Origin of the sequence: Burkholderia ubonensis subsp. mesacidophila, assembly GCF_002097715.1 — a bacterium.
Lineage (GTDB): Bacteria > Pseudomonadota > Gammaproteobacteria > Burkholderiales > Burkholderiaceae > Burkholderia > Burkholderia mesacidophila.
In genome coordinates, this window is the sequence record NZ_CP020737.1 from 382,274 (window position 1) to 407,638 (window position 25,365).

The 25,365-nt window shown below is 67.4% G+C and carries 20 protein-coding genes, 1 pseudogene and 1 riboswitch; of the genes and pseudogenes, 14 read left to right on the plus strand and 7 right to left on the minus strand.

Annotation, left to right across the window (positions count from 1 at the left end):
- Positions 1-90: 90 nt before the first annotated feature.
- From ugpA to ugpQ, 4 genes are read left to right on the plus strand one after another with little or no spacing between them, the layout of a single operon-like run.
- The gene (gene ugpA / locus B7P44_RS01835; protein WP_084899965.1) at positions 91-975 is read left to right on the plus strand and encodes a sn-glycerol-3-phosphate ABC transporter permease UgpA; all 885 of its coding nucleotides are present in this window, start codon (positions 91-93) and stop codon (positions 973-975) included.
- Positions 972-1,817, plus strand: coding sequence for a sn-glycerol-3-phosphate ABC transporter permease UgpE (gene ugpE / locus B7P44_RS01840; protein ID WP_084899967.1), 846 nt, complete (start codon positions 972-974; stop codon positions 1,815-1,817). The genes ugpA and ugpE overlap by 4 nt, the downstream gene beginning before the upstream one ends.
- A 32-nt stretch (positions 1,818-1,849) precedes the next feature.
- Positions 1,850-2,935 carry a sn-glycerol-3-phosphate import ATP-binding protein UgpC gene (locus B7P44_RS01845; RefSeq protein ID WP_084899970.1) on the plus strand — a complete coding sequence of 362 codons (1,086 nt, stop codon included), beginning with the start codon at positions 1,850-1,852 and terminating at the stop codon, positions 2,933-2,935.
- 27 nt (positions 2,936-2,962) lie between these two features.
- Positions 2,963-3,727, plus strand: a complete 765-nt coding sequence (gene ugpQ / locus B7P44_RS01850; RefSeq protein ID WP_084899973.1) for a glycerophosphodiester phosphodiesterase — start codon at positions 2,963-2,965, stop codon at positions 3,725-3,727.
- A 137-nt stretch (positions 3,728-3,864) separates the two neighbouring features.
- Here the strand turns inward: ugpQ and B7P44_RS01855 are convergent, their stop codons facing one another.
- The gene (locus B7P44_RS01855) at positions 3,865-4,596 is read right to left on the minus strand and encodes an OmpW/AlkL family protein (RefSeq protein WP_084899977.1); all 732 of its coding nucleotides are present in this window, start codon (positions 4,594-4,596) and stop codon (positions 3,865-3,867) included.
- Positions 4,597-4,787: 191 nt separating this feature from the next.
- Here B7P44_RS01855 and B7P44_RS01860 point away from each other — a divergent pair, with 191 nt between their 5' ends.
- From B7P44_RS01860 to B7P44_RS01875, 3 genes are all read left to right on the plus strand, one after another.
- The gene (locus tag B7P44_RS01860; protein WP_084899979.1) at positions 4,788-5,498 is read left to right on the plus strand and encodes a transposase; all 711 of its coding nucleotides are present in this window, start codon (positions 4,788-4,790) and stop codon (positions 5,496-5,498) included.
- A gap of 294 nt (positions 5,499-5,792) precedes the next feature.
- Positions 5,793-10,496, plus strand: coding sequence for a glutamate synthase-related protein (locus B7P44_RS01870; protein ID WP_084899982.1), 4,704 nt, complete (start codon positions 5,793-5,795; stop codon positions 10,494-10,496).
- Between the two features lie 85 nt (positions 10,497-10,581).
- Positions 10,582-12,048, plus strand: coding sequence for a glutamate synthase subunit beta (locus B7P44_RS01875; RefSeq protein ID WP_084899985.1), 1,467 nt, complete (start codon positions 10,582-10,584; stop codon positions 12,046-12,048).
- 114 nt (positions 12,049-12,162) lie between these two features.
- Here B7P44_RS01875 and B7P44_RS01880 read toward each other — a convergent pair whose 3' ends face one another.
- Together B7P44_RS01880 and B7P44_RS01885 are read right to left on the minus strand one after the other, a co-directional pair.
- Positions 12,163-12,516 (minus strand): hypothetical protein, encoded by a 354-nt coding sequence (locus tag B7P44_RS01880; RefSeq protein WP_133118077.1) that lies wholly within the window; start codon positions 12,514-12,516, stop codon positions 12,163-12,165.
- 31 nt (positions 12,517-12,547) lie between these two features.
- Positions 12,548-12,997 carry a hypothetical protein gene (locus B7P44_RS01885; protein WP_084899992.1) on the minus strand — a complete coding sequence of 150 codons (450 nt, stop codon included), beginning with the start codon at positions 12,995-12,997 and terminating at the stop codon, positions 12,548-12,550.
- 167 nt (positions 12,998-13,164) lie between these two features.
- Between B7P44_RS01885 and B7P44_RS01890 the strand changes: the two are divergent.
- Positions 13,165-13,489, plus strand: a pseudogene (locus tag B7P44_RS01890) (alanine:cation symporter family protein); the annotation flags it as partial.
- A gap of 34 nt (positions 13,490-13,523) precedes the next feature.
- Here B7P44_RS01890 and B7P44_RS01895 read toward each other — a convergent pair.
- Genes B7P44_RS01895 through B7P44_RS01905 form a run of 3 tightly spaced genes read right to left on the minus strand, consistent with a single transcriptional unit; the run spans position 13,524 to position 17,120 of the window.
- Complete coding sequence (locus B7P44_RS01895; protein WP_084899995.1) at positions 13,524-14,498, minus strand: isoaspartyl peptidase/L-asparaginase family protein; 975 nt, start codon at positions 14,496-14,498, stop codon at positions 13,524-13,526.
- 31 nt (positions 14,499-14,529) lie between these two features.
- Complete coding sequence (locus B7P44_RS01900) at positions 14,530-16,089, minus strand: peptide MFS transporter (protein WP_084899997.1); 1,560 nt, start codon at positions 16,087-16,089, stop codon at positions 14,530-14,532.
- Between the two features lie 56 nt (positions 16,090-16,145).
- Entirely contained in the window at positions 16,146-17,120 is a 975-nt protein-coding gene (locus B7P44_RS01905; RefSeq protein WP_167389791.1) for a MurR/RpiR family transcriptional regulator, read from the minus strand.
- Between the two features lie 317 nt (positions 17,121-17,437).
- On the opposite strand from B7P44_RS01905, the gene B7P44_RS01910 reads away from it, so the two are divergent.
- Together B7P44_RS01910 and thpR are read left to right on the plus strand one after the other, a co-directional pair.
- Positions 17,438-18,925, plus strand: a complete 1,488-nt coding sequence (locus B7P44_RS01910; protein ID WP_084900002.1) for an alanine/glycine:cation symporter family protein — start codon at positions 17,438-17,440, stop codon at positions 18,923-18,925.
- 2 nt (positions 18,926-18,927) lie between these two features.
- Entirely contained in the window at positions 18,928-19,512 is a 585-nt protein-coding gene (thpR, locus tag B7P44_RS01915; protein WP_084900006.1) for an RNA 2',3'-cyclic phosphodiesterase, read from the plus strand.
- Positions 19,513-19,573: 61 nt separating this feature from the next.
- Here the strand turns inward: thpR and B7P44_RS01920 are convergent, their stop codons facing one another.
- Positions 19,574-21,334, minus strand: coding sequence for an ABC transporter ATP-binding protein/permease (locus tag B7P44_RS01920; protein WP_084900008.1), 1,761 nt, complete (start codon positions 21,332-21,334; stop codon positions 19,574-19,576).
- Positions 21,335-21,606: 272 nt separating this feature from the next.
- Positions 21,607-21,728, plus strand: a riboswitch (TPP riboswitch).
- Between the two features lie 214 nt (positions 21,729-21,942).
- Between B7P44_RS01920 and B7P44_RS01925 the strand changes: the two genes are divergently transcribed.
- Genes B7P44_RS01925 through thiE form a run of 4 tightly spaced genes read left to right on the plus strand, consistent with a single transcriptional unit; the run spans position 21,943 to position 25,270 of the window.
- The gene (locus B7P44_RS01925; protein WP_084900010.1) at positions 21,943-23,079 is read left to right on the plus strand and encodes an FAD-dependent oxidoreductase; all 1,137 of its coding nucleotides are present in this window, start codon (positions 21,943-21,945) and stop codon (positions 23,077-23,079) included.
- 35 nt (positions 23,080-23,114) lie between these two features.
- Positions 23,115-23,312, plus strand: a complete 198-nt coding sequence (gene thiS / locus B7P44_RS01930; RefSeq protein ID WP_059753729.1) for a sulfur carrier protein ThiS — start codon at positions 23,115-23,117, stop codon at positions 23,310-23,312.
- Positions 23,313-23,351: 39 nt separating this feature from the next.
- The gene (locus B7P44_RS01935; protein WP_084900013.1) at positions 23,352-24,167 is read left to right on the plus strand and encodes a thiazole synthase; all 816 of its coding nucleotides are present in this window, start codon (positions 23,352-23,354) and stop codon (positions 24,165-24,167) included.
- Positions 24,164-25,270: a thiamine phosphate synthase gene (gene thiE / locus B7P44_RS01940; RefSeq protein ID WP_084900015.1), complete on the plus strand. Its 1,107-nt coding sequence runs from the start codon at positions 24,164-24,166 to the stop codon at positions 25,268-25,270. Before B7P44_RS01935 ends, thiE begins: the two co-directional genes overlap by 4 nt.
- Positions 25,271-25,365 lie beyond the last annotated feature (95 nt).

Consider the following 25,365-nt stretch of genomic DNA (forward strand, 5'->3'; position numbering starts at 1 on the left):
TGCGCCCTGCGCCGCCGGCCATGTCGCGCGAACCCGCGCGCCGGCCGGCGGCCGTTCATCCTTGCCGTTTGGCCTGACCGGATCTCCGCGATGCAATCCCGTTCCCGTTTCGGCACGAGCCTGTTGCCGTACCTGCTGATCGCGCCGCAGCTCGCGATCACCGGCGTGTTCTTCCTGTGGCCCGCCGGCGTCGCGCTGTGGCAGTCGACGCAGATGCAGGACGCGTTCGGCACGTCGAGCGAGTTCGTCGGCCTCGCGAACTTCACGCACCTGTTCGCCGATCCGCTGTATCTCGACTCGTTTCGCACGACGCTCGTGTTCAGCGCGCTCGTCACCGTGAGCGGGCTCGTCGTGTCGCTGCTGCTCGCCGCGTGCGCAGACCGCGTGGTGCGCGGCGCGCGCGCGTACCGCACGCTGCTGATCTGGCCGTACGCGGTCGCGCCGACGATCGCCGCGGTGCTGTGGGCATTCCTGTTCAACCCGAGCATCGGCCTCGTCACCTACGCGCTCGCGAAATCGGGCATCGTCTGGAACCACGCGCTGAACGGCGGGCAGGCGATGTTCCTGGTCGTGCTCGCGTCGGTGTGGAAGCAGGTGAGCTACAACTTCCTGTTCTTCTACGCGGGGCTGCAGGCGATCCCGCGCTCGCTGCTCGAGGCGGCCGCGATCGACGGGGCGGGCCCGGTGCGGCGCTTCTTCCACGTGGTGCTGCCGCTCTTGTCGCCGACGAGCTTCTTCCTGCTGGTCGTGAACCTCGTCTACGCGTTCTTCGACACGTTCCCGGTGATCGACGCCGCGACCGCCGGCGGCCCGGCGCAGAGCACGAAGACGCTGATCTACAAGATCTTCGCGGAAGGCTTCCAGGGGCTCGACATCGGCAGCTCGGGCGCGCAGTCGGTCGTGCTGATGGCGATCGTCGTCGGGCTCACGGTGATCCAGTTCCGCTTCGTCGAACGCAGGGTGCAATACGCATGATCGAGAATCGCAAGGGCTTCGACCTGTTCTGCCACGCGGTGCTGATCGCGGGCGTCGCGCTGCTCGTGTTCCCCGTCTACGTCGCGTTTTGCGCGGCGACGATGAGCGCGCAGGAAGTGTTCACGGTGCCGCTGTCGCTCGTGCCGAGCACGCACCTGTTCGAGAACGTCGCGTACATCTGGCGGCACGGCAGCGGCGGCACGACCGCGCCGTTCGGCCGGCTGCTCGCCAACAGCTTCGCGATGGCGCTCGGCATCGCGGTCGGCAAGATCGCGGTGTCGATCCTGTCCGCGTACGCGATCGTCTATTTCCGCTTCCCGTTCCGCAATACGGCGTTCTGGATGATCTTCGTCACGCTGATGCTGCCGGTCGAGGTGCGGATCTTCCCGACCGTGCAGGTCGTGTCGACGCTGCACCTGACGAACACCTACGCGGGGCTCACGCTGCCGCTGATCGCGTCGGCGACCGCGACCTTCCTGTTCCGCCAGTTTTTCATGACGCTGCCCGACGAGCTGATGGACGCGGCGCGCATCGACGGCGCGGGGCCGCTGCGCTTCTTCTGGGACGTCGTGCTGCCGCTGTCGAAGACGAGCATCGCCGCGCTGTTCGTGATCACCTTCATCTACGGCTGGAACCAGTATCTGTGGCCGATCCTGATCACGACGGAGGCGTCGCTGTCGACAGCCGTGGTCGGCATCAAGACGATGATCGCGAGCGGCGACACGGCGACCGAATGGCATTACGTGATGGCGGCGACGCTGCTGGGGATGATTCCGCCGCTCGTCGTCGTGCTGGCGATGCAGCGCTGGTTCGTGCGCGGCCTCGTCGATTCTGAAAAGTAACCACGGACACGCTACGAGGAGAAGGACGACGTATGGCTGCGCTGAGCTTGAGGGGCGTCAGGAAATCCTATGACGGAAAGCTGCAGGTGTTGCACGGGATCGACGTCGAAATTGCCGACGGCGAATTCATCGTGCTGGTCGGGCCGTCGGGCTGCGGCAAGTCGACGCTGTTGCGGATGATCGCGGGGCTCGAGAGCGTGACGGACGGCGAGATCGCGATCGGCGAACGGGTCGTCAACGCGCTGGAGCCGAAGGATCGCGACATTGCGATGGTGTTCCAGAACTATGCGCTGTATCCGCACATGACGGTCGCGCAGAACATGGGCTACGGGCTGAAGATCCGCGGCGTCGAGCGCACGACGATCGACGCGCGCGTGGCCGCCGCCGCGAAGATCCTCGAGCTCGAGCCGCTGCTCGCGCGGCGTCCGCGCGAGCTGTCCGGCGGCCAGCGGCAGCGGGTCGCGATGGGGCGCGCGATCGTGCGCGAGCCGTCGGTGTTCCTGTTCGACGAGCCGCTGTCGAACCTCGACGCGAAGCTGCGCGTGCAGATGCGGCTCGAGATCCAGCGGCTGCATGCGCGGCTTGCGACGACGAGCGTGTACGTGACGCACGACCAGATCGAGGCGATGACGCTCGCGCAGCGCGTGATCGTGATGAACCGCGGCCACGCGGAGCAGATCGGCGCGCCGGTCGACGTCTACGAGAAGCCGGCGACGGTGTTCGTCGCGGGCTTCATCGGCTCGCCGGCAATGAACCTGCTGCACGGGCGGCTGTCCGCGGACGGCGCGACGTTCACCGTCGCGGGCGGCGGGCCGGAGCTGCCGGTCGCGGGCGCGCCGGGCCTCGGCGCGGAGATCGCGACGGACCGCGACTGGGTGCTGGGCGTGCGCCCGGAGCACATGACGCCGCAGCCGGGCGTGCCGCATGTCACACTGCCGGTCGATTCGTGCGAGCTGCTCGGCGCGGACAACCTCGTGCACGGCCGCTGGGGCGCGCACGACGTCGCGGTGCGCCTGCCGCACGCGGACCGCCCCGCGCGCGGCACGGCGCTCGCGGTCGCGCTGCGCGTGCATCGGCTGCACTTCTTCGATCCCGAGACCGGCAAGCGCGCCGGCTGAACCTGTTCCTGTTGCGAGGCTTTCCGGATGACTTTCCGCCCTGACTGGCCGTACCCGCGCGTCGTCGCCCATCGCGGCGGCGGCACGCTCGCGCCGGAGAACACGCTTGCCGCGCTCGACGAAGGCGCGCGGCGCGGGCACACGATGGTCGAATTCGACGCGAAGCTGTCGGACGACGACATCACGTTCCTGCTGCACGACGATACGGTCGACCGGACCTCGGACGGCCACGGGCCGGCGGCCGGGATGCGCTATGCGGAACTGGCGGCGCTCGACGCCGGCGCGTGGTTCGACGCGCGTTTCGCGGGCGAGCGGATGCCGACGTTCGAGGCGGCGGCGGCGCGCTGCGTCGCGCTCGGGCTGGCGGCGAACGTCGAGATCAAGCCGTGCCCGGGCCGCGAGCGCGAGACCGGGCGGCGCGTGGCGGCGGACGCGGCTGAATACTGGCGCGGCGCCGCGGTGCCGCCGCTGTTGTCGTCATTCTCGTTCGATGCACTGCAGCACGCGCGCGAGGCGGCGCCCGGGCTGCCGCGCGGGATGCTTTACGAAACTGTGCCGGACGACTGGCGCGCGCAGGCGGTCGACGCGCTCGGCTGCGTGTCGCTGCACGCGGACCACACGCGGTTCGATGCGCCGCTGGTGCGCGCGATCAAGGCGGCCGGGCTGCGGCTTCTCGTCTATACGGTCAACGACCTCGAACGGGCGCGCGAGCTCGTGCGCTGGGGCGTCGACGCGATCTGTACCGACCGGATCGACCTGATCGGCCCGCATGCGCTGGACGGAATCCTCTAACGCGCGAGCCTGACGCGAAAAAACGACGCCCCGGCGGGTTTCCGTCCGGGGCGTTCTGCTTTGCGGAGGCGTAACGCCAGGAAAATTCCGCTACAAATTGCAGCGGGATTAACCATTCCCCAAATATTCGACTACGCTTAGAAACGGTAGCCGACGTTCAGGTACGTGACGATCGGGTTGAGGTTGATCTTCGCCTTGGACGTTTCGTTCAGGGTGCCGACCGGGGTAACCCTGGCCGTCGTGAAGGTCGCGGTGACGCTCACCGGGATGTACGAAATCGACAGGCCGGCGAACCAGTGGTCGGTGAAGTTGTACGTGAAGCCGGCGTTGAAGACGGGCGCCCACTGGTTGCTGGTCTGCGCGCTGGTCGGGCCGCCGAGCACGCCGTTCTCGAATGCGCCGTTCGTGATCTTCGCGCCGGTGAACCACACGTACGTCGCGCCGATGCCGACGTACGGCCGGAACTTGGCATTGGCATCGTTGAAGTGGTACCGAAGCAACACGGCGGGGCTCCACTGGTATGCGCGGCCGAGCACGCCGAAGTTTTCGAACCGACCCTTGCCGGTGATGTCGAACTTCGGCGGTATCCCCATGACGAGCTCGGTGGAGATGTGGTCGGTGACGAAGTAGCCGGCCGCGAGACCGATGGTGTCGGCATCGCTGATGCCGGCGCCGGTGTTGGGAACGGACTGGTTGACGGGTCTGCCGCCGACGCCGTAGACGTACAGCGGATCGCTGCTGTCCTGCGGTGAGAGGTGCAGCCAGCCGGTGCTGACGTAGAAGCTACCTGCGGATTGCGCGTGCGCCGTACCGCCCGCGAATGTGAACGCGAGCGCTGCGGCCCCCGTAATGGCCAGTTTACGTTTCATTTTGTCTCCTCCGATCAAAGGCGTGCTCATTATGACGACTGCGTTTAAAACCAAACAAGCTCGTAAGTTAGAGTTTTCACCCTAGGATTCGCACGACCGTACGATTCAGCGCCGAGAGCGGGAGGATTCTACGCAAGTGCGCAAAATTGGACCTTCGGGTATTTCCTAACGCGATCAAACGGACATTCAGCATGGCACGGTTAGCACGACTCTATGTTCCCGACCAGCCGCAGCACGTGATATTGCGCGGCCTGGATCAGCAACCCGCGTTCGTCGACGACCAGGACTACGAACTCTTCATCGATTGCCTGAAGGCCGCGGCGCGCGATCATCACCTGGCGGTGCACGCCTACGTGCTGTTGCCGCGTCAGGTGCAACTGCTCGTGACGCCGAGTGACGAGGCCAGCCTGCCGAAGGCGATGCAGGCGGTCGGACGTCGCTACGTCGCGCATTTCAACCGACGCTATTCGCGGCGCGGCACCCTGTGGGAAGGCCGGTATCGCGCGACGGTAATCGAAGGCGAGCGGTATTTCCTGCTTGCGAGCCGGGTGGTCGAGATGAGCCCAGTGCGCGCGCAGCTCGTCGCGACGCCCGACGCCTATCGCTGGTCGAGCTACCGGCATCACGTCGGGCTCACCGTCGACAGCCTGATCACCGACCATCCGCTCTACTGGGCGCTCGGCAATACGCCGTTTGAACGGCAGCGCTCGTACAAGGAGCTGTGCGAGCAGCCGCTCGACGAGCGGCAGGCCGACCAGCTGCAGCAGGCGACGCTGAAGGGCTGGGTGCTCGGCGGCGAAACCTACCGCGAATGGGCGGCGCGCACCGCGAACCGGCGCGTGTCGCCGCTGCCGCGCGGACGCCCCCGAAAGGTGCGCGAGAACACGCCGCCGATCCAGTAATAAGCGCTGGCAGGCGGACCAGGAGGCGGCGCCGCGGGCGCCGCTTCTTTTTGCACCAAAACGATACGGCCCCAATAAAACGGCACCAGATCGATGCATCTGTTTAAGTGGGGTCATATCAAGCGGTTTTTGTTGCTATTCCTTTGATTCGTCGCGTATATTCCGAATTCCGGTGGCCCCGGGCGAAGCCTGCCCAGCCCACTGTCGGCTGCGCCGCCTCCTGCCGGGAGCGGGATCGGCGGCAACAAGAAACTGGTTCAACGGCCCTCGAGGCCCCTTTACGACGGTGTCCCCATGAACGACCACCAGCAGCCGCTCACCGCGGTGCCCGCCGCGCAAGGTCTGTACGACCCGCAAAACGAACACGACGCCTGCGGCGTCGGCTTCGTCGCTCACATCAAGGGCAAGAAGAGCCACGAGATCATCGAACAGGGTCTGAAGATCCTCGAGAATCTCGACCACCGCGGCGCGGTCGGCGCCGATCCGCTGATGGGCGACGGCGCGGGGATCCTGATCCAGATTCCGGATGCGTTCTACCGTGAGGAAATGGCGAAGCAGGGCGTGACGCTGCCGCCCGCCGGCGAGTACGGCGTGGGGATGATCTTCCTGCCGAAGGAAAACGCGTCGCGGATCGCCTGCGAGCAGGAGCTCGAGCGCACCGTGAAGGCCGAGGGTCAGGTGGTGCTGGGCTGGCGCGACGTGCCGGTCGACCACGCGATGCCGATCTCGCCGACCGTGAAGGCGACCGAGCCGCTGATCCGCCAGATCTTCATCGGCCGCGGCAAGGACATCATGGTGACGGACGCGCTCGAGCGTAAGCTCTACGTGATCCGGAAGACCGCCAGCCACCGGATCCAGGCGCTCAAGCTGAAGCACGGCAAGGAGTACTTCGTGCCGTCGATGTCGGCGCGCACCATCGTCTACAAGGGCCTGCTGCTGGCCGGCCAGGTCGGCGTGTACTACCGCGACCTGCAGGACGCGCGCGTCGTGTCGGCGCTCGCGCTCGTGCACCAGCGCTTCTCGACCAACACGTTCCCGGCATGGGAGCTGGCCCACCCGTACCGGATGATCGCGCACAACGGCGAGATCAACACCGTGAAGGGCAACGTCAACTGGCTGAACGCCCGCACCGGCGCGATCGCGAGCCACGTGCTCGGCGACGACCTGCCGAAGCTCTGGCCGCTGATCTACCCGGGCCAGTCGGATACGGCTTCGTTCGACAACTGTCTCGAACTGCTCGTGATGGCCGGCTATCCGCTCGTGCACGCGGTGATGATGATGATCCCGGAAGCGTGGGAACAGCACACGCTGATGGACGAGAACCGCCGCGCGTTCTACGAATACCACGCCGCGATGATGGAGCCGTGGGACGGCCCCGCCGCGATCGCGTTCACCGACGGCCGCCAGATCGGCGCGACGCTCGACCGCAACGGCCTGCGCCCGGCGCGTTACCTCGTGACCGACGACGATCTCGTGATCATGGCGTCGGAAGCCGGCACGCTGCCGATCCCCGAATCGAAGATCGTCAAGAAGTGGCGCCTGCAGCCGGGCAAGATGTTCCTGATCGACATGGAACACGGCCGCATCATCGACGACAAGGAGCTCAAGGACAACCTCGCGAACGCGAAGCCGTACAAGAGCTGGATCGACGCGGTGCGCATCAAGCTCGACGAGATCGAGCCCAAGGCGGAAGAGGTCGCGGCCGGCCGCAGCCAGGGCGCGACGCTGCTCGACCGCCAGCAGGCGTTCGGCTACACGCAGGAAGACCTGAAGTTCCTGATGGCGCCGATGGCGCAGCAGGGCGAGGAAGCGGTCGGCTCGATGGGCAACGACTCGCCGCTCGCGGTGATGTCGAACAAGAACAAGACGCTCTATCACTACTTCAAGCAGCTGTTCGCGCAGGTCACGAACCCGCCGATCGACCCGATCCGCGAGAACATGGTGATGTCGCTCGTGTCGTTCATCGGCCCGAAGCCGAACCTGCTCGACACCAACAACATCAACCCGCCGATGCGGCTCGAAGTGTCGCAGCCGGTGCTCGACTTCAAGGACATCGCGAAGATCCGCGCGATCGACCAGTACACGGGCGGCAAGTTCAGCTCCTACGAGCTGAGCATCTGCTACCCGGTCGCGTGGGGCAAGGCCGGCATCGAGGCGCGCCTCGCGTCGCTGTGCGCGGAAGCCGTCGACGCGGTGAAGTCGGGCTACAACATCCTGATCGTGTCGGACCGCAAGACCGACGCGGAGCACGTCGCGATCCCCGCGCTGCTCGCGACGTCCGCGATCCACACGCACCTGGTCCAGCAGGGGCTGCGCACCAGCACGGGCCTCGTCGTCGAGACGGGCTCGGCGCGCGAGACGCACCACTTCGCGCTGCTCGCCGGCTACGGCGCGGAAGCCGTGCACCCGTACCTCGCGATGGAAACGCTCGCGCAGATGGCCGACGGCCTGAAGGGCGACCTGTCGCCGGAAAAGGCGGTGTACAACTTCACGAAGGCGGTCGGCAAGGGCCTGCAGAAGGTCATGTCGAAGATGGGCATCTCGACGTACATGTCGTACACGGGCGCGCAGATCTTCGAAGCGCTCGGCCTCGCGACCGACCTCGTCGAGAAGTACTTCAAGGGCACGGCGTCGAAGGTTGGCGGCATCGGCCTGTTCGAAGTCGCGGAAGAGGCGATCCGCCTGCACCGCGACGCGTTCGGCGACAACCCGGTGCTGCGCGACATGCTCGACGCGGGCGGCGAATACGCGTACCGCGTGCGCGGCGAAGACCACATGTGGACGCCGGATTCGATCGCGAAGCTGCAGCACGCGACGCGCAGCAACTCGTACCAGACGTACAAGGAATACGCGCACCTGATCAACGATCAGACGAAGCGCCACATGACGTTCCGCGGCCTGTTCGAATTCAAGGTGTCGCCGGCGAAGGCGATCCCGATCGACGAAGTCGAGTCGGCGAAGGACATCGTCAAGCGCTTCGCGACCGGCGCGATGTCGCTCGGCTCGATCAGCACCGAAGCGCACGCGACGCTCGCGATCGCGATGAACCGGATCGGCGGCAAGTCGAACACCGGCGAGGGCGGCGAGGACGAGAAGCGCTACCGCAACGAGCTGCGCGGCATTCCGATCAAGGCGGGCGAGTCGCTGAAGTCGGTGATCGGCGACGAGATCGTCAGCGACATCCCGCTGAAGGACGGCGATTCGCTGCGCTCGAAGATCAAGCAGGTCGCGTCGGGCCGCTTCGGCGTGACGGCGGAATACCTCGCGTCGGCCGACCAGATCCAGATCAAGATGGCGCAGGGCGCGAAGCCGGGAGAAGGCGGCCAGCTGCCGGGCCACAAGGTGTCCGAATACATCGGCAAGCTGCGCTACTCGGTGCCGGGCGTCGGCCTGATCTCGCCGCCGCCGCACCACGACATCTACTCGATCGAGGATCTGGCGCAGCTGATCCACGACCTGAAGAACGTGAACCCGAGCTCGAGCATCTCGGTGAAGCTCGTGTCGGAAGTGGGCGTCGGCACGGTCGCGGCGGGCGTCGCGAAGGCGAAGGCCGATCACGTCGTGATCGCCGGCCATGACGGCGGCACCGGCGCGTCGCCGCTGTCGTCGGTCAAGCACGCGGGCACGCCGTGGGAGCTCGGCCTCGCCGAAACGCAGCAGACGCTGGTGCTGAACCGCCTGCGCGGCCGCATCCGCGTGCAGGCCGACGGCCAGATGAAGACCGGCCGCGACGTCGTGATCGGCGCGCTGCTCGGCGCGGACGAATTCGGCTTCGCGACGGCGCCGCTCGTCGTCGAGGGCTGCATCATGATGCGCAAGTGCCACCTGAACACGTGCCCGGTCGGCGTCGCGACGCAGGACCCGGTGCTGCGCGCGAAGTTCTCGGGCCAGCCGGAACACGTCGTCAACTACTTCTTCTTCGTCGCCGAGGAAGTGCGCGAGATCATGGCGCAGCTCGGCATCGCGAAGTTCGACGACCTCGTCGGCCGCGCCGACCTGCTCGACACCCGCAAGGGCATCGAGCACTGGAAGGCGAAGGGCCTCGACTTCTCGCGCGTGTTCTACCAGCCGGAAGAGTGCGAGGACGTCGCGCCGCGTCACGTCGACGTGCAGGATCACGGCCTCGAGCGCGCGCTCGACCACGTGCTGATCGAGAAGGCGAAGGCCGCGATCGAGAACGGCGAGCATGTGTCGTTCATCCAGCCGGTGCGCAACGTGAACCGCACGGTCGGCGCGATGCTGTCGGGCGCGATCGCGAAGAAGCACGGTCACGACGGCCTCGACGACGACGCGGTGCACATCCAGCTGAAGGGCACGGCGGGCCAGAGCTTCGGCGCGTTCCTCGCGAAGGGCGTGACGCTCGACCTCGTCGGCGACGGCAACGACTACGTCGGCAAGGGCCTGTCGGGCGGCCGGATCATCATCCGCCCGACCAACGACTTCCGCGGCAAGTCCGAGGAAAACATCATCTGCGGCAACACGGTGATGTACGGCGCGATCGAAGGCGAAGCATTCTTCCGCGGCGTCGCGGGCGAGCGCTTCTGCGTGCGCAACTCGGGCGCGACGGCGGTCGTCGAGGGCACGGGCGACCACGGCTGCGAGTACATGACGGGCGGCACGGTCGTCGTGCTCGGCGACACGGGGCGGAACTTCGCGGCCGGCATGTCGGGCGGCGTCGCGTACGTGTACGACCCGGAAGGCGCGTTCGCGGCGAAGTGCAACAAGTCGATGGTCGCGCTCGATCCGGTGCTGCAGCAGGCCGAGCAGGAGCGCACGGTCGACCGCGCGCTCTGGCATGCGGGCACGACGGACGAAGCGCTGCTCAAGGGGCTCATCGAGCGTCATTTCCAGTTCACGGGTTCGCCGCGCGCGAAGTCGCTGCTGGAAAACTGGGACGCGGCGCGGCGCCAGTTCGTGAAGGTGTTCCCGCACGAATACAAGCGCGCGCTGGGCGAGATCGGTGCGAAGAAGGCGGCGAAGGAAGAGCTGGCCGCCTGAGCGACGAACGACACAGCAGAGGCCGCGCGCGCCTGACAGGCCGCGTGGCTCCCCCACCCGATACACGGAATCAGAAGAGCACCTTATGGGCAAGGCAACCGGTTTTCTGGAGTTCGAACGCCGCCACGAGGCGTACGAGGCACCGCTCACGCGCGTGAAGCACTACAAGGAATTCGTCCAGGCGCTGTCCGACGCGGACGCGAAGGTCCAGGGCGCGCGCTGCATGGATTGCGGCATCCCGTTCTGCAACAACGGCTGCCCGGTCAACAACGTCATCCCGGACTTCAACGACCTGGTGTACCGCCAGGACTGGCGTCAGGCGATCGAGGTCCTGCATTCGACCAACAACTTCCCGGAGTTCACGGGCCGCATCTGCCCGGCGCCGTGCGAGGCCGCGTGTACGCTCGGGATCAACGAAGACCCGGTCGGCATCAAGTCGATCGAGCACGCGATCATCGACAAGGCATGGGCGGAAGGCTGGGTGAAGCCTGAGCCGGCCGCGCACAAGACGGGCAAGAAGGTCGCGGTCGTCGGCTCCGGCCCCGCGGGCCTCGCCGCCGCGCAGCAACTCGCGCGCGCGGGCCACGACGTGACGGTGTTCGAGAAGAGCGACCGGATCGGCGGCCTGCTGCGCTACGGGATTCCCGACTTCAAGCTCGAGAAGTGGCTGATCGACCGCCGCATGCGCCAGATGGAAGCCGAAGGCGTGACGTTCCGCACCAGCGTGTTCATCGGCAAGGATGCGCTGCCGGATTCGATCGGCAACATGGCGAAGGAAACCATTTCGCCGGCGACGCTGAAGGAGGAGTTCGACGCGGTGGTGATCGCGGGTGGCTCGGAAACGCCACGCGACCTGCCGGTGCCAGGCCGTGAGCTGGCCGGCATTCACTACGCGATGGACTTCCTGCCGCAGCAGAACCGCGTGAACGCCGGCGACAAGCTCGTCGACCAGTTGCTCGCGAAGGGCAAGCACGTCGTCGTGATCGGCGGCGGCGACACGGGTTCGGACTGCGTCGGCACGTCGAACCGCCACGGCGCGAAGGGCGTCACGCAGTTCGAGCTGCTGCCGCAGCCGCCGGAAGAGGAAAACAAGCCGCTCGTGTGGCCGTACTGGCCGATCAAGCTGCGCACGTCCTCGTCGCATGAGGAAGGCTGCGAGCGCGACTGGGCGGTCGCGACGAAGCGCTTCGAAGGCAAGAACGGCAAGGTCGAGAAGCTGATCGCGGCGCGCGTCGAGTGGAAGGACGGCAAGATGCAGGAAGTGCCGGGCTCGGAGTTCGAGATGAAGGCCGATCTGGTGCTGCTCGCGATGGGCTTCACGCAGCCGGCTTCTCCGGTGCTCGAGGCATTCGGCGTCGACAAGGACGCGCGCGGCAACGCGCGTGCGGCGACCGAAGGCGATCGCGCGTACTACACGTCGGTCGACAAGGTGTTCGCGGCGGGCGACATGCGCCGCGGCCAGTCGCTCGTCGTGTGGGCGATCCGCGAAGGCCGCCAGTGCGCGCGCTCGGTCGATGCGTACCTGATGGGGCATTCGGAACTGCCGCGCTGAGTATCGCGAGCGGGTTTCGATGAAAGCCGGGCGTTCGAGAGGGCGCCCGGCTTTCTTTGTTTACGGTGGATGTCGGGAATGGCGGCGGTGCAAAAGCGTCCGGATTCATCTCCGTCATTCGCGTCGTGCGCGGTCGACTTGTTCGAACGAGATCACGCGCCCGCGGCAATCGAGCGTGGCGACATAGTCGCCTTCCTGGGCGCGCAATCCGACACGCCATGTATCGCGCCTCCCTGCACGGAATTCCGGCTTGCCGTGGAACCCGATGTCGGTCAGTCGCAGTCCGATATCCGTGACATGCACGAGGATCTTGCCCTGCATGCGGCCAATAGGCGGATCTGCGCAATGGCTTTCCTTCGTGTAGCTGAGAAGGGCGCCGATCGCAAAAGCCAGCAAGAGGAGCGCGACGATGGACGCCACGAGCCGGAGCGACCAGCGCTGGATGCTGCGCACTATGGCCGGAATCATGAGGGCATCCTCCACGCGTCGTGCGATCCGCTCATTCGGAATGCCGGTGAGGACCAACGGAGGGTGACTCGACCGTTGCATAACTGACACGTCCGTTGCAGTCCACCGTCGCAATCATGGGGCCGTCGCGTCGATTCAGTCGAAGTCCCCACCAGCCCAGCGGCGTCCACCACCCCGTGGAATCGGGGTAGTACTCGGGTTGGCCCTCGAAACGTACGCCGGTCAGCTGCACATGCCGCTCGGCGAGAAACGTGAGCACCTTGACGCGTACTGAATCGGCGGACCAGTCAGGGCAAGTGCCTTCGTCGGTTTCATATCTCGCGACCACGATGACGATGAGCAGTGCAATGAAAAGGGCGGTCGCGATCGTGACGCACCAGAGCGCACAGCGCAGTGCGAGGCGAACGAATGTCGGAATCATGGTGACGTCCTGGCTGCGGAAAGGGGCCGCCGAGACGAAGCGGCGGGCAAACCGTCGCATGATGTATCACGGCGCAAGTCAGTGCGATGCCGCCGCTTTCTCGGTGATGTCTCGCTGCGAGCGATGTTACTGTGATCGCTTTGTACGGAAGGCGGCAAGAGGACATCGTCTGCCGGAGGCGTGAGCGGCGGCTGCGGCGCGCGCATGGTGTCGGAACGACGGACATGATGCAGACTCGACGCGGCCCCGGACATGGTCTCCAATCGTCAAAATCCGTCGTGCATGGGTTGATCCACGCCATCAACGGCGTGTTGTGGAACTACGTGCAAGTGACTGCACTGCTGCTCGGCACGGGCGCGTGGTTCACGCTCCGGTTCTGGATGATCCGGCTAGGCGCTGTTCCTCGGCATGCGTCTCGTCGGCAGCAAGGACGAGCCTGGCAGCGTCTCGTCGTTCCAGGCGTTCGCGATTGGGCTCGCGAGCCGCGTCGGCACTGGCGACATCGCCGGCGTTGCGGTCGCGCTGGCGGTCGGCGGGCCGGGGGCGATCTTCCGGAATTCCTGAAGACCGCGACCCGGCCTGCCATTTACCGATAGATGTCGACGTACCGCTGGCCATCCGCTTGAATGACGCCGCGATACATCCCTTCGGTATTGAACGGCATCGAAACGCGCCCGTTGGCGTCGACGGCAATGAGTCCCCCGCTGCCGCGCTGCTGCGGAATCATCTCGTCGACGACCGCGCGCGCAGCCTCGTCGACCGTCGCATGACCGTACTTCATCCGCGCGGCGACGTCATGGGCCGCGACGGCGCGGATGAAAGCCTCGCCCGTTCCCGTCGCGGACACGGCCACGCGCGCGTCGGCAAAGGTGCCGCAGCCGATGAGCGGCGAGTCGCCGATGCGTCCATGACGCTTGTTCGTCAAACCGCCGGTGGACGTCGCGGCGGCCAGATGTCCGTTCGCATCGAGCGCGACGGCGCCGACCGTGCCGAACTTGTGCTCGCCGTTGATGAGCCGGCTCGCGTCGGAATGCGGCTTTTCGTGAAGCAGCGTCGTGCCGTCATGATCGAGCAATGCGCGTCCGGTATCGCGCACCGCGAGCAGCTGCTGCCAGCGGAAATCGGTATGGAAGTACTCGGGAGGCTCGAGCGCCAGGCCTTCGCCGGTGGCGAATTGCTCGGCCCCGGGGCCCGACAGCAGCACGTGCGTGGACCGCTCCATCACGCGCCGTGCCGCTTCGACGGGATTCCGGATGCGCGACACGCCGGCCACCGCGCCGGCGCGCCCGGTATGGCCTTCCATGACGGCCGCATCCATTTCGTGGGTGCCCGCGTGCGTGAACACGGAGCCGCGCCCCGCGTTGAACAGCGGGCAATTCTCCAGCGAGACGACGGCGGCGACGGCGGCGTCGACGCTCGATCCGCCGGCTTGCAGAACCTGCTGGCCTGCCGCGAGCGCTTCCTCGAGCGCGGCGCGATGAGCGGCTTCCTGCTCCGGCGTCATGGCGCCGCGCTGCAGCGTTCCGGCGCCGCCGTGGATTGCGAGGATGTACTGTGCCATTTCATGTTCCCTGCGGTATGCGGTTCGATCGTCAATGCGTGTGCGTCGCGGCCTTGGCCGATTCGTCCCCGACGAGCTTTCTCATCATCGGCATCATCAGGAACAGCAGGGCCGCAACGGCGAAGAGCCCCGCGGCGATGCCGCCATAGAGCAGCGTCAGCCGTGCCGGGTCGGCCACATAGAAGCCCGCGAAGTAGCCGGCCAGCTTGTAGCCGAACGAGCTGCCGAAGAACCACAGCCCCATCATCAAGCCGACCAGCTTGACGGGCGCGAGCTTCGTGACGAGGTTCAGGCCGATCGGGCTCAGGCACAGCTCGCCGAACACTTCGAACAGGAACAGGCCGGCAAGCCAGAGCGGACTGATCTTCACGCCGGCCTGAAGCGACGAGCACAGGACCGCGAACGCGGCATAGCCGACGCCGATCAGCACGGGCGCCAGCGCGAGCTTCGCGAGGCTCGACGGTTGACGACGGCCGAGCCGCACCCAGAGCGCCGCGAACACCGGCGCGAGCAGGATCACGTACAGCGCGGTCAGCGACTGGAACCAGGCCGCGGGCACGACGAAGCTGCCGATGTTCCGCTGCACCATTTCCTTCGCGAAGAGGCTCAGGCTCGAGCCTTTCTGCTCATAGGCGGACCAGAACGCGATCGTCACGACGAAATAGATGCCCATCACGGCGAGGCGCTTCCACTCGGCGCGGGTCAGTTGCTCCTGGAGACCCATCATGATGACGAGCACGAGCGCATCGAATGCGAGCAGGAACGGCAGCACGTTCTGCCAGTTGTTTCCGGCGAACAGCGTGCCGACGACGGTGAATGCGGCGAGCGCGCCATAGATCGACCGCTGCAGCGCAACGCCTTGCCGTTTCTGCGTCGACGGAGCGGGCTTCGGCGCGCGCCGGTCGCCGACGTGCTCGAGGCGGCCGCGTTGCGACCAGAAGACGACGAGACCGAGCAGCATGCCGACGCCAGCCGCGGCAAAACCGAAGTGCCAGCTGTTGACCGGATCGATGCCGAACGAGCGCAGCACGTTCTTGAACGGCTCGGCTTCCGCGAGAAAGCCGCAGACGAGCGGCGCGAGGAAGGCGCCGATGTTGATGCCCATGTAGAAGATCGAGAACCCGCTGTCGCGGCGGTTGTCGTCCTGCGCGTAGAGGCCGCCCACGAGCGCGCTCACGTTCGGCTTGAGCAGGCCCGTTCCGCAGGCGACGAGCACGAGCCCGGCGAAGAACGTCGGGACCGCGGGAATGGCCATCGTGAAGTGACCGGCCGCGATGACGATGCCGCCGATCAATACCGAGCGGCGCGTGCCGAGCCACTGGTCGGCGATGATGCCGCCCGGCAGCGACAGCAGGAAGGCGGCCATCGAATACGTGCCGTAGATCGCCGTCGCATGGGGCGTGTCGTAGCCCAGCCCGCCGAGGTTCGGGGCCGCGACCATGTACAGCACGAGAATGGCTCGCATGCCGTAGAAGCTGAACCGCTCCCACATCTCGGTGAAGAACAGCGTGGTGAGCCCGCGCGGATGTCCGGCGAGTCCCGCCGTGTCCTTGAGCGGCTGGATTGTGGCGCTATCGGAGGTAGCGGTCATGTGAGTCTCCTCGGTTTCTCGAAATGTTGAAATGAATGACGGCGGCGCTTGCAAGCTCACGACGGGTTGTGCGTCTTGCGAGGCGCGCCGGGACCGGCGCCGCCATGCGTGTGATCGACGTCCTGGGTCTCGTTGTCGCGTGTCGTGTCAGCTTCGGTTTTCGCCGGCGGCGACGGTGCGGTGTCGAACACGAGGTACGGCAGGACGGTTTGCGACAAGGTGGCCGCCATCGCTTTGGTGTGTGGCGTCGCTTTCAGCACTTCCGATGCCAACGTTTCGATGAGCGCCACCGTGGCCACCGCACTCGATGACAGCACGCGATGCTCGGCGGGGGCCAACAGGACGATGTCGGCCGTCGCGGCGAGCGGCGCGGTCGGGTTGTCGGTCAGCGCGACGACGAGCGCGCCGCGTTCGCGGGCAAAGCGCGCAAGCTCGACCGTGTCGCGCGAATAGCGGGGCAGCGAGATCGCGATCAGCGTGTCGCCGGCGCCGATGTGCGCGATGTGCCGGGCGGCCTGCTCGCTGCCGCCCCCCGCGGCGGCCCAGACGATCCGCCGGTGATACGGCATCAGCGTGTCGGCAAGCAGGCCGGTCAGATAGGTGCTCAGGCCGAGCCCGAGGCAATACACGGCGTTGCTCGCGACGATGCGCGCCACCGCCTGGGCCAGCCGCTCAGTCTGCAGCGACGAATCCATCGCTGCCAGGTTGCGCTGGTGATCCGCGAGCCAGGCGCCCATGCCTTCCTGCGCCGACGATGCCGCCAGTTTCTCCACCGGTTGCAGCGCTTGCCGCACGATCGCGGCTAGGTCCGCCTTCAGCTCAGCAAACCCGCGATAGCCGGCGTGCTTCGCGAACCGGTTGACGCTGGCGACGGAGCCGCCGCACGCTGCGGCGACGTCCTCGATCGTGAGCATGGCCGCGTCGAGCGAATGGGACGCCAGCCAGCGCGCGACGGGCTTCAGCGCGTCGGACGCGGTAGCCGACGCATGGTGAATGCGCTCGATCACGCCAGGCAGTTCGGTGTTGCTCACGAGCAGGGGAGGTAACGGAAGGGATGTGCGAAGTGTGGTCGAGTGAATGCTGATTTTCAAGTTAGTGAAAACGTGAAAATGCATGTTCAGTGACGCCGGAAACGAGAAGCGGGGGTGCCGGTTCGTCGGCCTGGCTGCATGGCCGATCTCGCCGCTTTTGCTGCGGACGTCGTCTAATCTGAAGACATCCGACGCCGATTTTTCGTCATCCTTTTTCCTTTCGTTTTGTAATATTCGTTGCGAATTGTCATATCATGTCGCCCTTCCGGCCACTTTATGCAGCCGGCCATGACTGACCTGATTCAAATGGAGACTGGATGGAAACACTCGTGCGTGGGTTGATCGACGTCGTCAACGGCGTGTTGTGGAACTACGTGCTGATCGCGTTGCTGCTCGGCGCGGGCGCGTGGTTCACGCTGCGGTTCCGGATGATCCAGCTGAAGGCGCTGTTCCTCAGCATGAAGCTGGTCGGCAGCAAGGGCGAGCCGGGCAGCATTTCGTCGTTCCAGGCGTTCGCGACTGGGCTCGCGAGCCGCGTCGGCACCGGCAACATCGCCGGCGTCGCGGTCGCGCTGACGGTCGGCGGGCCGGGCGCGATCTTCTGGATGTGGATGACGGCGCTCGTCGGCATGTCGTCCGCGTTCGTCGAGGCGACGCTCGCGCAGATCTTCAAGGTCTCGCACCCGGACGGCAGCTATCGCGGCGGCCCCGCGTACTACATCCAGCAGGGCCTGCGTTCGCGCGGCTTCGGCGTGCTGTTCTCGCTGTCGCTGATCCTCGCGTTCGGCTTCGTGTTCAACGCGGTGCAGGCGAACGCGATCGCGGACGCGTTCCAAACGTCGTTCGGCTGGAGCCGCGAGAGCGTCGGTCTCGCCCTCGTGCTGCTGACCGCGCCGATCATCTTCGGAGGGATCCGCCGGATCGCGACCGTCGCGCAGGTGATCGTGCCGCTGATGGCGATCGGCTACCTCGCGCTCGCGGTCTATGCGGTCGCGACGCACATCGCGATGGTGCCGGGCGTGATCGTGCTGATCGTGAAGAGCGCGTTCGGCCTCGAGCAGGCGGCGGGCGGCCTGACCGGCTATGCGGTCAGCCAGGCGATCGCGATCGGCGTGAAGCGCGGGCTGTTCTCGAACGAAGCCGGCATGGGCAGCGCGCCGAACGCGGCGGCAACCGCCAGCACCCGGCATCCGGTCACGCAGGGGCTGATCCAGATGCTCGGCGTGTTTGTCGACACGATCGTGATCTGCAGCGCGACCGCGTTCGTGATCCTGCTGTCCGGCCAATACGAACTCGGCGCCGGCATGGAAGGCGCGGCGCTCACGCAGCGCGCGATCTCGAGCCATGTCGGCGACTGGGGAGGCATCTACATGGCGGTCGCGATCTTCTTCCTCGCGTTCTCGTCGGTGATCGGCAACTACGCGTATGCGGAGGGCAACGTCGATTTCATCACGAAGCGGCGCGGCGTGCTGCCGGTGTTCCGCATCGCGGTGCTCGGGATGGTGATGTTCGGCAGCGTTGGCCAACTGCCGCTCGTGTGGGCGATGGCCGATACCAGCATGGGCCTGATGGCGATCATCAACCTGATCGCGATCCTCGCGCTCGGCAAGTACGCGCACGCCGCATGGCGCGATTACCGTCGCCAGCGCGTCGCAGGCGTCGCCGATCCGGTGTTTACGCGCAACACGATTCCGGAGCTGGCGCACGTGCTGCCGAAGGACGTCTGGGGCGAGCACGGCCCGCTGCCGCAGCGTCCGGCGGCAGCTCCTGCAACCGGCGTCGCGACGGGCGTCGCGGCGAACTGACGATGAACGGCGACCGGCTCCGTGCATTCGTCGCGCTGATGCCCGACGCGGCGTCGCGCGACGCCTTGCACGCGTTGCCGGTCGCGCGCGGTGCACGGCGCACGCAGCCGGAGCAACTGCACGTGACGCTCGCGTTTCTCGGCGCGATCGAGCGCGACCGGTGCGACGCGCTCGCCGCGCGGCTGCCGGCGCTGGCAACGGCGCACGCATTGCCGCTGCAGCCGGTCGAGCGGCTTGCATGGTGGCCGAGCCTGCCGAAGGCGCGCCTGATCGTCGCGGAGCTCAGCGTCGAGCCGGCGCTGGTCGCGCTGAACGACGCGCTGGTGGCCGCGTTGCGGGACATCGGCATGCCGACCGATCGCCGGCCGTTTCGGCCGCACGTGACGCTCGCGCGGCTGCCGCACTACGCGGTCGGGCAGCCGGCGCACGGCGGCGAGCTGCGCCAGGCGGTCGAATTGCATTTCGAAGCGTTGACGTTGTTCGAAAGCGTGCTGTCGCACACGGGGGCGTCGCATCACCCGCTGGTGTCGGCGCCGCTTGCGCTGGCGAATGGGGAGGGAAGAAAAGAGGGGCCGCTGGCGGTGTAGGCGGGCCATGACAGGCGGCGGCCGGGACGCCCGATGCGCACCGGCCGCCCGTACGGGCGTGTTACGCGGCGACCTTGTCGCTGTCGCTCACGCGTTCGACGTTGATCGTGCCGCCGTGGTACGCCGCGAGCGATTCGCGGTGCGCGATGCTGACGATCGCGGCCTGCGGCAGCCGCTCGTTGAACAGGTGATAGAGGCGCGCTTCGTTGTCCGCGTCGAGCGCGCTGGTCGCTTCGTCGAGGAACAGGAAGTCCGGCTTGTGCAGCAGCACGCGCGCACCGGCGAGACGCTGCTGCTCGCCCGGCGACAGCACGCGCGTCCAGTGCCCGGTCTCGCCGAGCCGGTTGACGAACTCGTCGAGCCGGCACGCGCGCAGCGCGTCGCGGCAGGCGTCGTCGCTGTACGCGTCGGCGGTGGCCGGGTAGGTAAGCGCGGCCTTCAGCGTGCCGATCGGCAGGTAGCTCGTCTGCGGCACGAACATCATCCGCGCGCTGACCGGCGCATCGATCGCGCCGTCGCCGAACGGCCAGAGCCCCGCGAGCGCGCGCATGAACGTGCTCTTGCCGGAGCCCGACTTGCCGATCACGAGCCAGCGCGAGCCGGGCTCGATCGTGACGCTGCCGATGTCGGCGAGCGCCCGGCCGTTCGGCAGCGCGAGCTTGAGCGACGAGGTCGACAGATACTCGCTATCGACGTAATGCAGGTTGATGCCGCCGTGCTCGGTCGCGGGAGACACGCTTTCCTTCAGGTGCGACGCGCGCATCACGCGCTTGAATTCGCGTAGACGGTTGACGGTCGCGCGCCATTCGACGAGGGTGCTGTAACTGTTGATGAACCACGAGAACGAGTCGCTGACGTTACCGAAAGCCTGCGAGATCTGCATGAGCGTGCCGAACGAGAACGCGCCCGCAAAATAGGCCGGTGCCGCGGCGATCAGCGGGAAGATGTTCGCGATTTGGCTGTAGAAGTTCAGGACGAAGTTCAGCCGCATGGTGTACTTCATCAATCGCCACCAGTTTTCGCGAACGCGTTCGAAGAGGTTCCGCCCATTCGAATTCTCGAATGCCGCTCCGTCGTAGAACGCGATCTGCTCGGCGTTCTCGCGCACGCGGATCATGCCGAAGCGGAAATCCGCCTCGACTTTTTGTTGCTGGTAGTTGATCGACACGAGCGGGTGGCCTGCCCGATGCATCAGGTACGAGCCGAGCAGCGCGTAGAGGGCCGCAACCCATACCATGTAGCCGGGAATCACGATGGACGTTCCGGCGACGGGTATCGTCAGCGGGCCCGCGAGCGTCCAGAGGATCACGATGAACGAGACGAGCGAGACGGCGGTCGACAGCAACTCGAGTGACAGCACCAGCGTTGTCGTGGCGAACGCCTGAAGGTCGTCGGTAATTCGCTGGTCCGGGTTGTCGGTCAGACGATCGCGTTCGATCCGGTAGAACGCGCGGTCGTTCAGCCATTCGTCGAGGAACTGGTTCGTGAGCCACTGCCGCCAGCGGAATCCCAGCATCTGGCGCAGATAGCGACTGAAGACGAAGAGGATGATCGCGCCGAAAGCGATGGCGCAAAACACGAGCATCAGGTGAGGGAAGTGGCCAGCGTCCTTCGCCTGCAGGGCGTTCGTGAACTGTCCATACCAGGTGTTGAAGCGCACGCTCAGCCATACGCTCGTCAGGTTCATCACGATGATCGTGACGAGCAGCCCCCACGCGATCTTCCATTCGGACGAGACCCAGTAGGGCTTGATGAGGCTCCACGCGGAAACCGGGCGCTCGTCCTGCGGCGCGTCGGGGGCGGTATGGGTCGATTGGGTCATGTGCTTCCTGATGTGTAGCCGGCGCGCATGCCGGGCGGTGCCGGGTGCGCGCCGTGAAACGGCGGGCCGGGACAAGGCGCCGCATGATGGCGGGCGTCGCGGATTGTGGTCCGCCCGTCTTAAACGGTCCTTAACGGCCAGCGGTGAGGCGGCAACCGGCGCGCCCAAGCGCACCGGCCTGCGGGCATTGTGCCAGAGCGGCGCGCGGCATCGGTGAAATTGCCGACCGGGGACAGTTTGCGGCGCTTTCCGCTTTTATGGTCTAATGGCCGTCGACGAAACAGGGGTGCTTCGTGCACGGCCGGCAGAGATTCCGGCGCCGCAGCGAGGCTGAGAGAGACCCTTCGCACCCGATCCGGGTAATACCGGCGCGGGAAGTTTCCGATCCCGCCGGGCTGCGCTGGCTGCGTCCCCATTGCCAGCGCCCTGTTCCGCCCGGCCGGCCTTTGCTGCCGGTTTCGTCCTTTTGGGTACGCGCGACGCGTGTTACGGAAGGATTCGATGGCCGATCAATCTTCAGTTTTTTGTCCCGCCCCGCGCGCGTTTGCGCGGGATTGCGCACGCGTGTCCGCGCCATATGGACGCGCTTTTCGCGGGGAGAGCGTCCGATGAGCACGCTGACCTCCCGACCGGATTTCGCCGTGCTGGGCGGCGGCCTCGTCGGCCGCCTGATCGCGTGGCAGCTCGCGGGCGACGGGCATCGCGTCGCGCTCTACGAGCGCGGCGGCCCTGACGGCGAGCAGTCGGCCGCGTGGATCGCGGCCGCGATGCTCGCGCCGCTCGCCGAGGCGGCCAGCGCGGAACTGCTGATCACCGAGCTGGGCGCGGCGTCGCTCGCGCGCTGGCCGCAGTGGCTCGCCGAGCTTCCCGAGCCGGTGTTCTTCCAGCACCACGGCACGCTCGTCGTCTGGCATCACGCGGATCGCGCCGAGGCGCCGCTGTTCGAGCGGCGCGTGCGCGCGAACGCGCCGGCCGCGCTGCTCGACGGCGGTCTCGTCACGCTCGCCGGCGCGCAGGTCGATGCGGCCGAGCCGGCGCTCGCGGGCCGCTTCGCGCGCGGCCTGCTGCTGCCGCGCGAAGGCCAGCTCGACAACCGCCAGGCGCTGCGCGCCATTGCCGCGGGCCTCGCGCAGCGCGGCGTCGCCACGCACTGGCACGTCGCGATCGATGCGCACAACCTGCCGGACGCCCATTTCACGATCGACTGCCGCGGGCTCGGCGCGAAGCCGGTGCTGCCCGGGCTGCGCGGCATTCGCGGCGAGGTCGCGCGCGTGCATGCGCCCGGCATCGGCCTGACGCGGCCGGTGCGGCTGCTGCATCCGCGCTATCCGCTGTACATCGCGCCGAAACAGGACGACCTTTACGTGATCGGCGCGACCGAAGTGGAGGGCGAGGACATGTCGCCCGTCAGCGTGCGCTCCGCGCTGGAGCTGCTGAGCGCCGCGTTCTCCGTGCACCCGGCGTTCGGCGAGGCGCGCATTCTCGAACTGAATTCGCAGTGCCGGCCGACGCTGCCCGACCATCGCCCGGCGCTGATCTGGGACGGCGCGGCGACGCTCGCCGTCAACGGCCTGTACCGGCACGGCTTCATGATCGCGCCGGAGGTCGCGCACGCGGCGGTCGCGTTCGCCGAGGCGGCGCTGTCCGGCGCGGTGAGCGGCGCGGATGCGTTCGCCGCGTGGCGCGGCGCGGCGCGCTGGCCGGATCTCCTTCATCACCGCGACGCCGCGCGCCAGCCGGCCTGACGCGCGTCACTCCCGTATTCGACGAAGCAAGCCACATGAATATCCAGATCAATCAGCAGACCCTCACGCTGCCCGACGGCGCGACGGTCGCCGACGCGCTCGCCGCGTACGGCGCGCGGCCGCCGTTCGCGGTCGCGCTGAACGGCACGTTCGTCGCGCGCACGCAGCATGCGGCGCGCGCACTCGCGGCGGGCGACAAGCTCGACGTCGTGCACCCCGTCGCGGGCGGCTGAACGCCGCCGGTGCGTCCCCGACCTTTCCAGGAACACGAGATGACGTCCCTCCCTTCCGCCGATGCGCTGACGCTGTACGGCGTAACCTTCGCAAGCCGCGTGCTGCTCGGCACGTCGCGCTATCCGTCGCTGCAGTCGCTGTCCGATTCGATCGCGGCCGCGCAGCCCGGCCTCGTGACGGTCGCGCTGCGCCGCCAGATGAGCGGCGGCACCGCCGAAGCCGGCTTCTTCGACCTGCTCAAGCGCCACGCGGTGCCGCTGTTGCCGAACACGGCCGGCTGCCAGACCGTCGCCGAGGCGGTGACGACCGCGCACATGGCGCGCGAAGTGTTCGAGACCGACTGGATCAAGCTCGAACTGATCGGCGACGACTACACGCTGCAGCCCGACCCGGTCGGCCTGATCGAGGCCGCCGCGCAGCTGGTCAAGGACGGCTTCAAGGTGCTGCCGTACTGCACCGAGGACCTGGTGATCGGCCGGCGCCTGCTCGACGTGGGCTGCGAGGCGCTGATGCCGTGGGGCGCGCCGATCGGCACCGGCAAGGGCGTCGTGAACCCGTACGGGCTGCGCGTGCTGCGCGAGCGGCTGCCGGACGTGCCGCTGATCGTCGACGCGGGGCTCGGCGTGCCGTCGCACGCGTGCCAGGTGATGGAGTGGGGCTTCGACGGCGTGCTGCTCAACACCGCGGTGTCGCAGGCGACCCATCCGGAAATCATGGCGCGCGCGTTCGCGCAGGGCGTCGCCGCCGGCCGCGCCGCGTATCTCGCGGGGCCGATGGATGCGCGCGAAACCGCGCACGCGAGCACGCCGGTCGTTGGCATGCCGTTCTGGCACCAGGACGGAGGCGGCGCGTGAGCGCGGGGCTGGCCGCCGCATTCTGGCCGCCCGCGGACGAGCTGACGGAGGCCGCCGAGCGGATTCGCGCGCGGCTCGGCGAGTGGCCGCGCGGTGCGGCGTCGTGGCGGCTGTGCGTCGCGCCGCCCGACCTGCCGGGCGACGGCGATCTGCTGATCGTGTCGGAAGGCGACCATGCGGCGCGCGCGCTGGCGTCGGCTGCGTCGCGGCCGGGATCGTCCGGCGTGACGGTCGTCGAGTACGGCGAGCGCCGCGCGGTGCTGCACCGCGCGGGCGAGCGCGTCGCGCTCGACGCCGCGCACCCGCTCGCGGACGACTGGATGCCCGCGTTCGCCGCGTTCCTCGATTGCGGCTTCGCGCCGCCCGACGCGCTGGTGCTCGCGCTCGCGTGGCGCGACGGCGACGAGGCCGCTGCAGACGCATGGCCGGTGGACCCCGCGCGGTTTCCGCGCGTCGCCGGGCTGCCGCCCGCGCCCGAGCCGGCCTTTGCGCCGTGTCCCGCGCGGCTCGGCCTGTATCCGGTCGTGCCGAGCGCGGAATGGGTCGAGCGGGTGCTGGGCTGCGGCGTGCTGACCGTGCAGCTGCGCGTGAAGGGTGCCGCGCCGGACCTGCTGCGCGCGGAAATCGAGCGCGCGGTCGCGGCGGGGCGCCGCTATCCGGACGCGCGCGTGTTCATCAACGACTACTGGCAGATTGCCGCGGACGCCGGGGCATACGGCGTGCATCTGGGCCAGGAGGATCTCGAGACGGCCGACCTCGCGGCGATCGCGCGCGTGGGCCTGCGGCTCGGACTATCGAGTCACGGGTATTACGAAATGCTGCGCGCGCTGCATGTGCGCCCGAGCTATCTCGCGCTCGGGCCGGTGTTCGCGACCACGACCAAGGCGGTTGCCGCGCCGCCGCAGGGGCTCGCCCGGATCGCCCGCTACGCGCGCTTCGCGGGCGCGCGGGCGCCGCTCGTCGCGATCGGCGGGATCGGGCCGGACACGCTACCGGCCGTGCTGGCGACGGGCGTCGGCAGTGTCGCGGTGGTCAGCGCGGTGACGGGGGCCGCGGACTATCGAGCAAGGATTATTGCGTTGCAGCAAATGTTTCCCGGATAATTTGACATTCATTGACCGGAAGGCCGAGGGCGACGTCACGACATCATTCCGATGCAGGCCCTATAATTCGGCGTTCTGCGTATAAGGAATGTCAG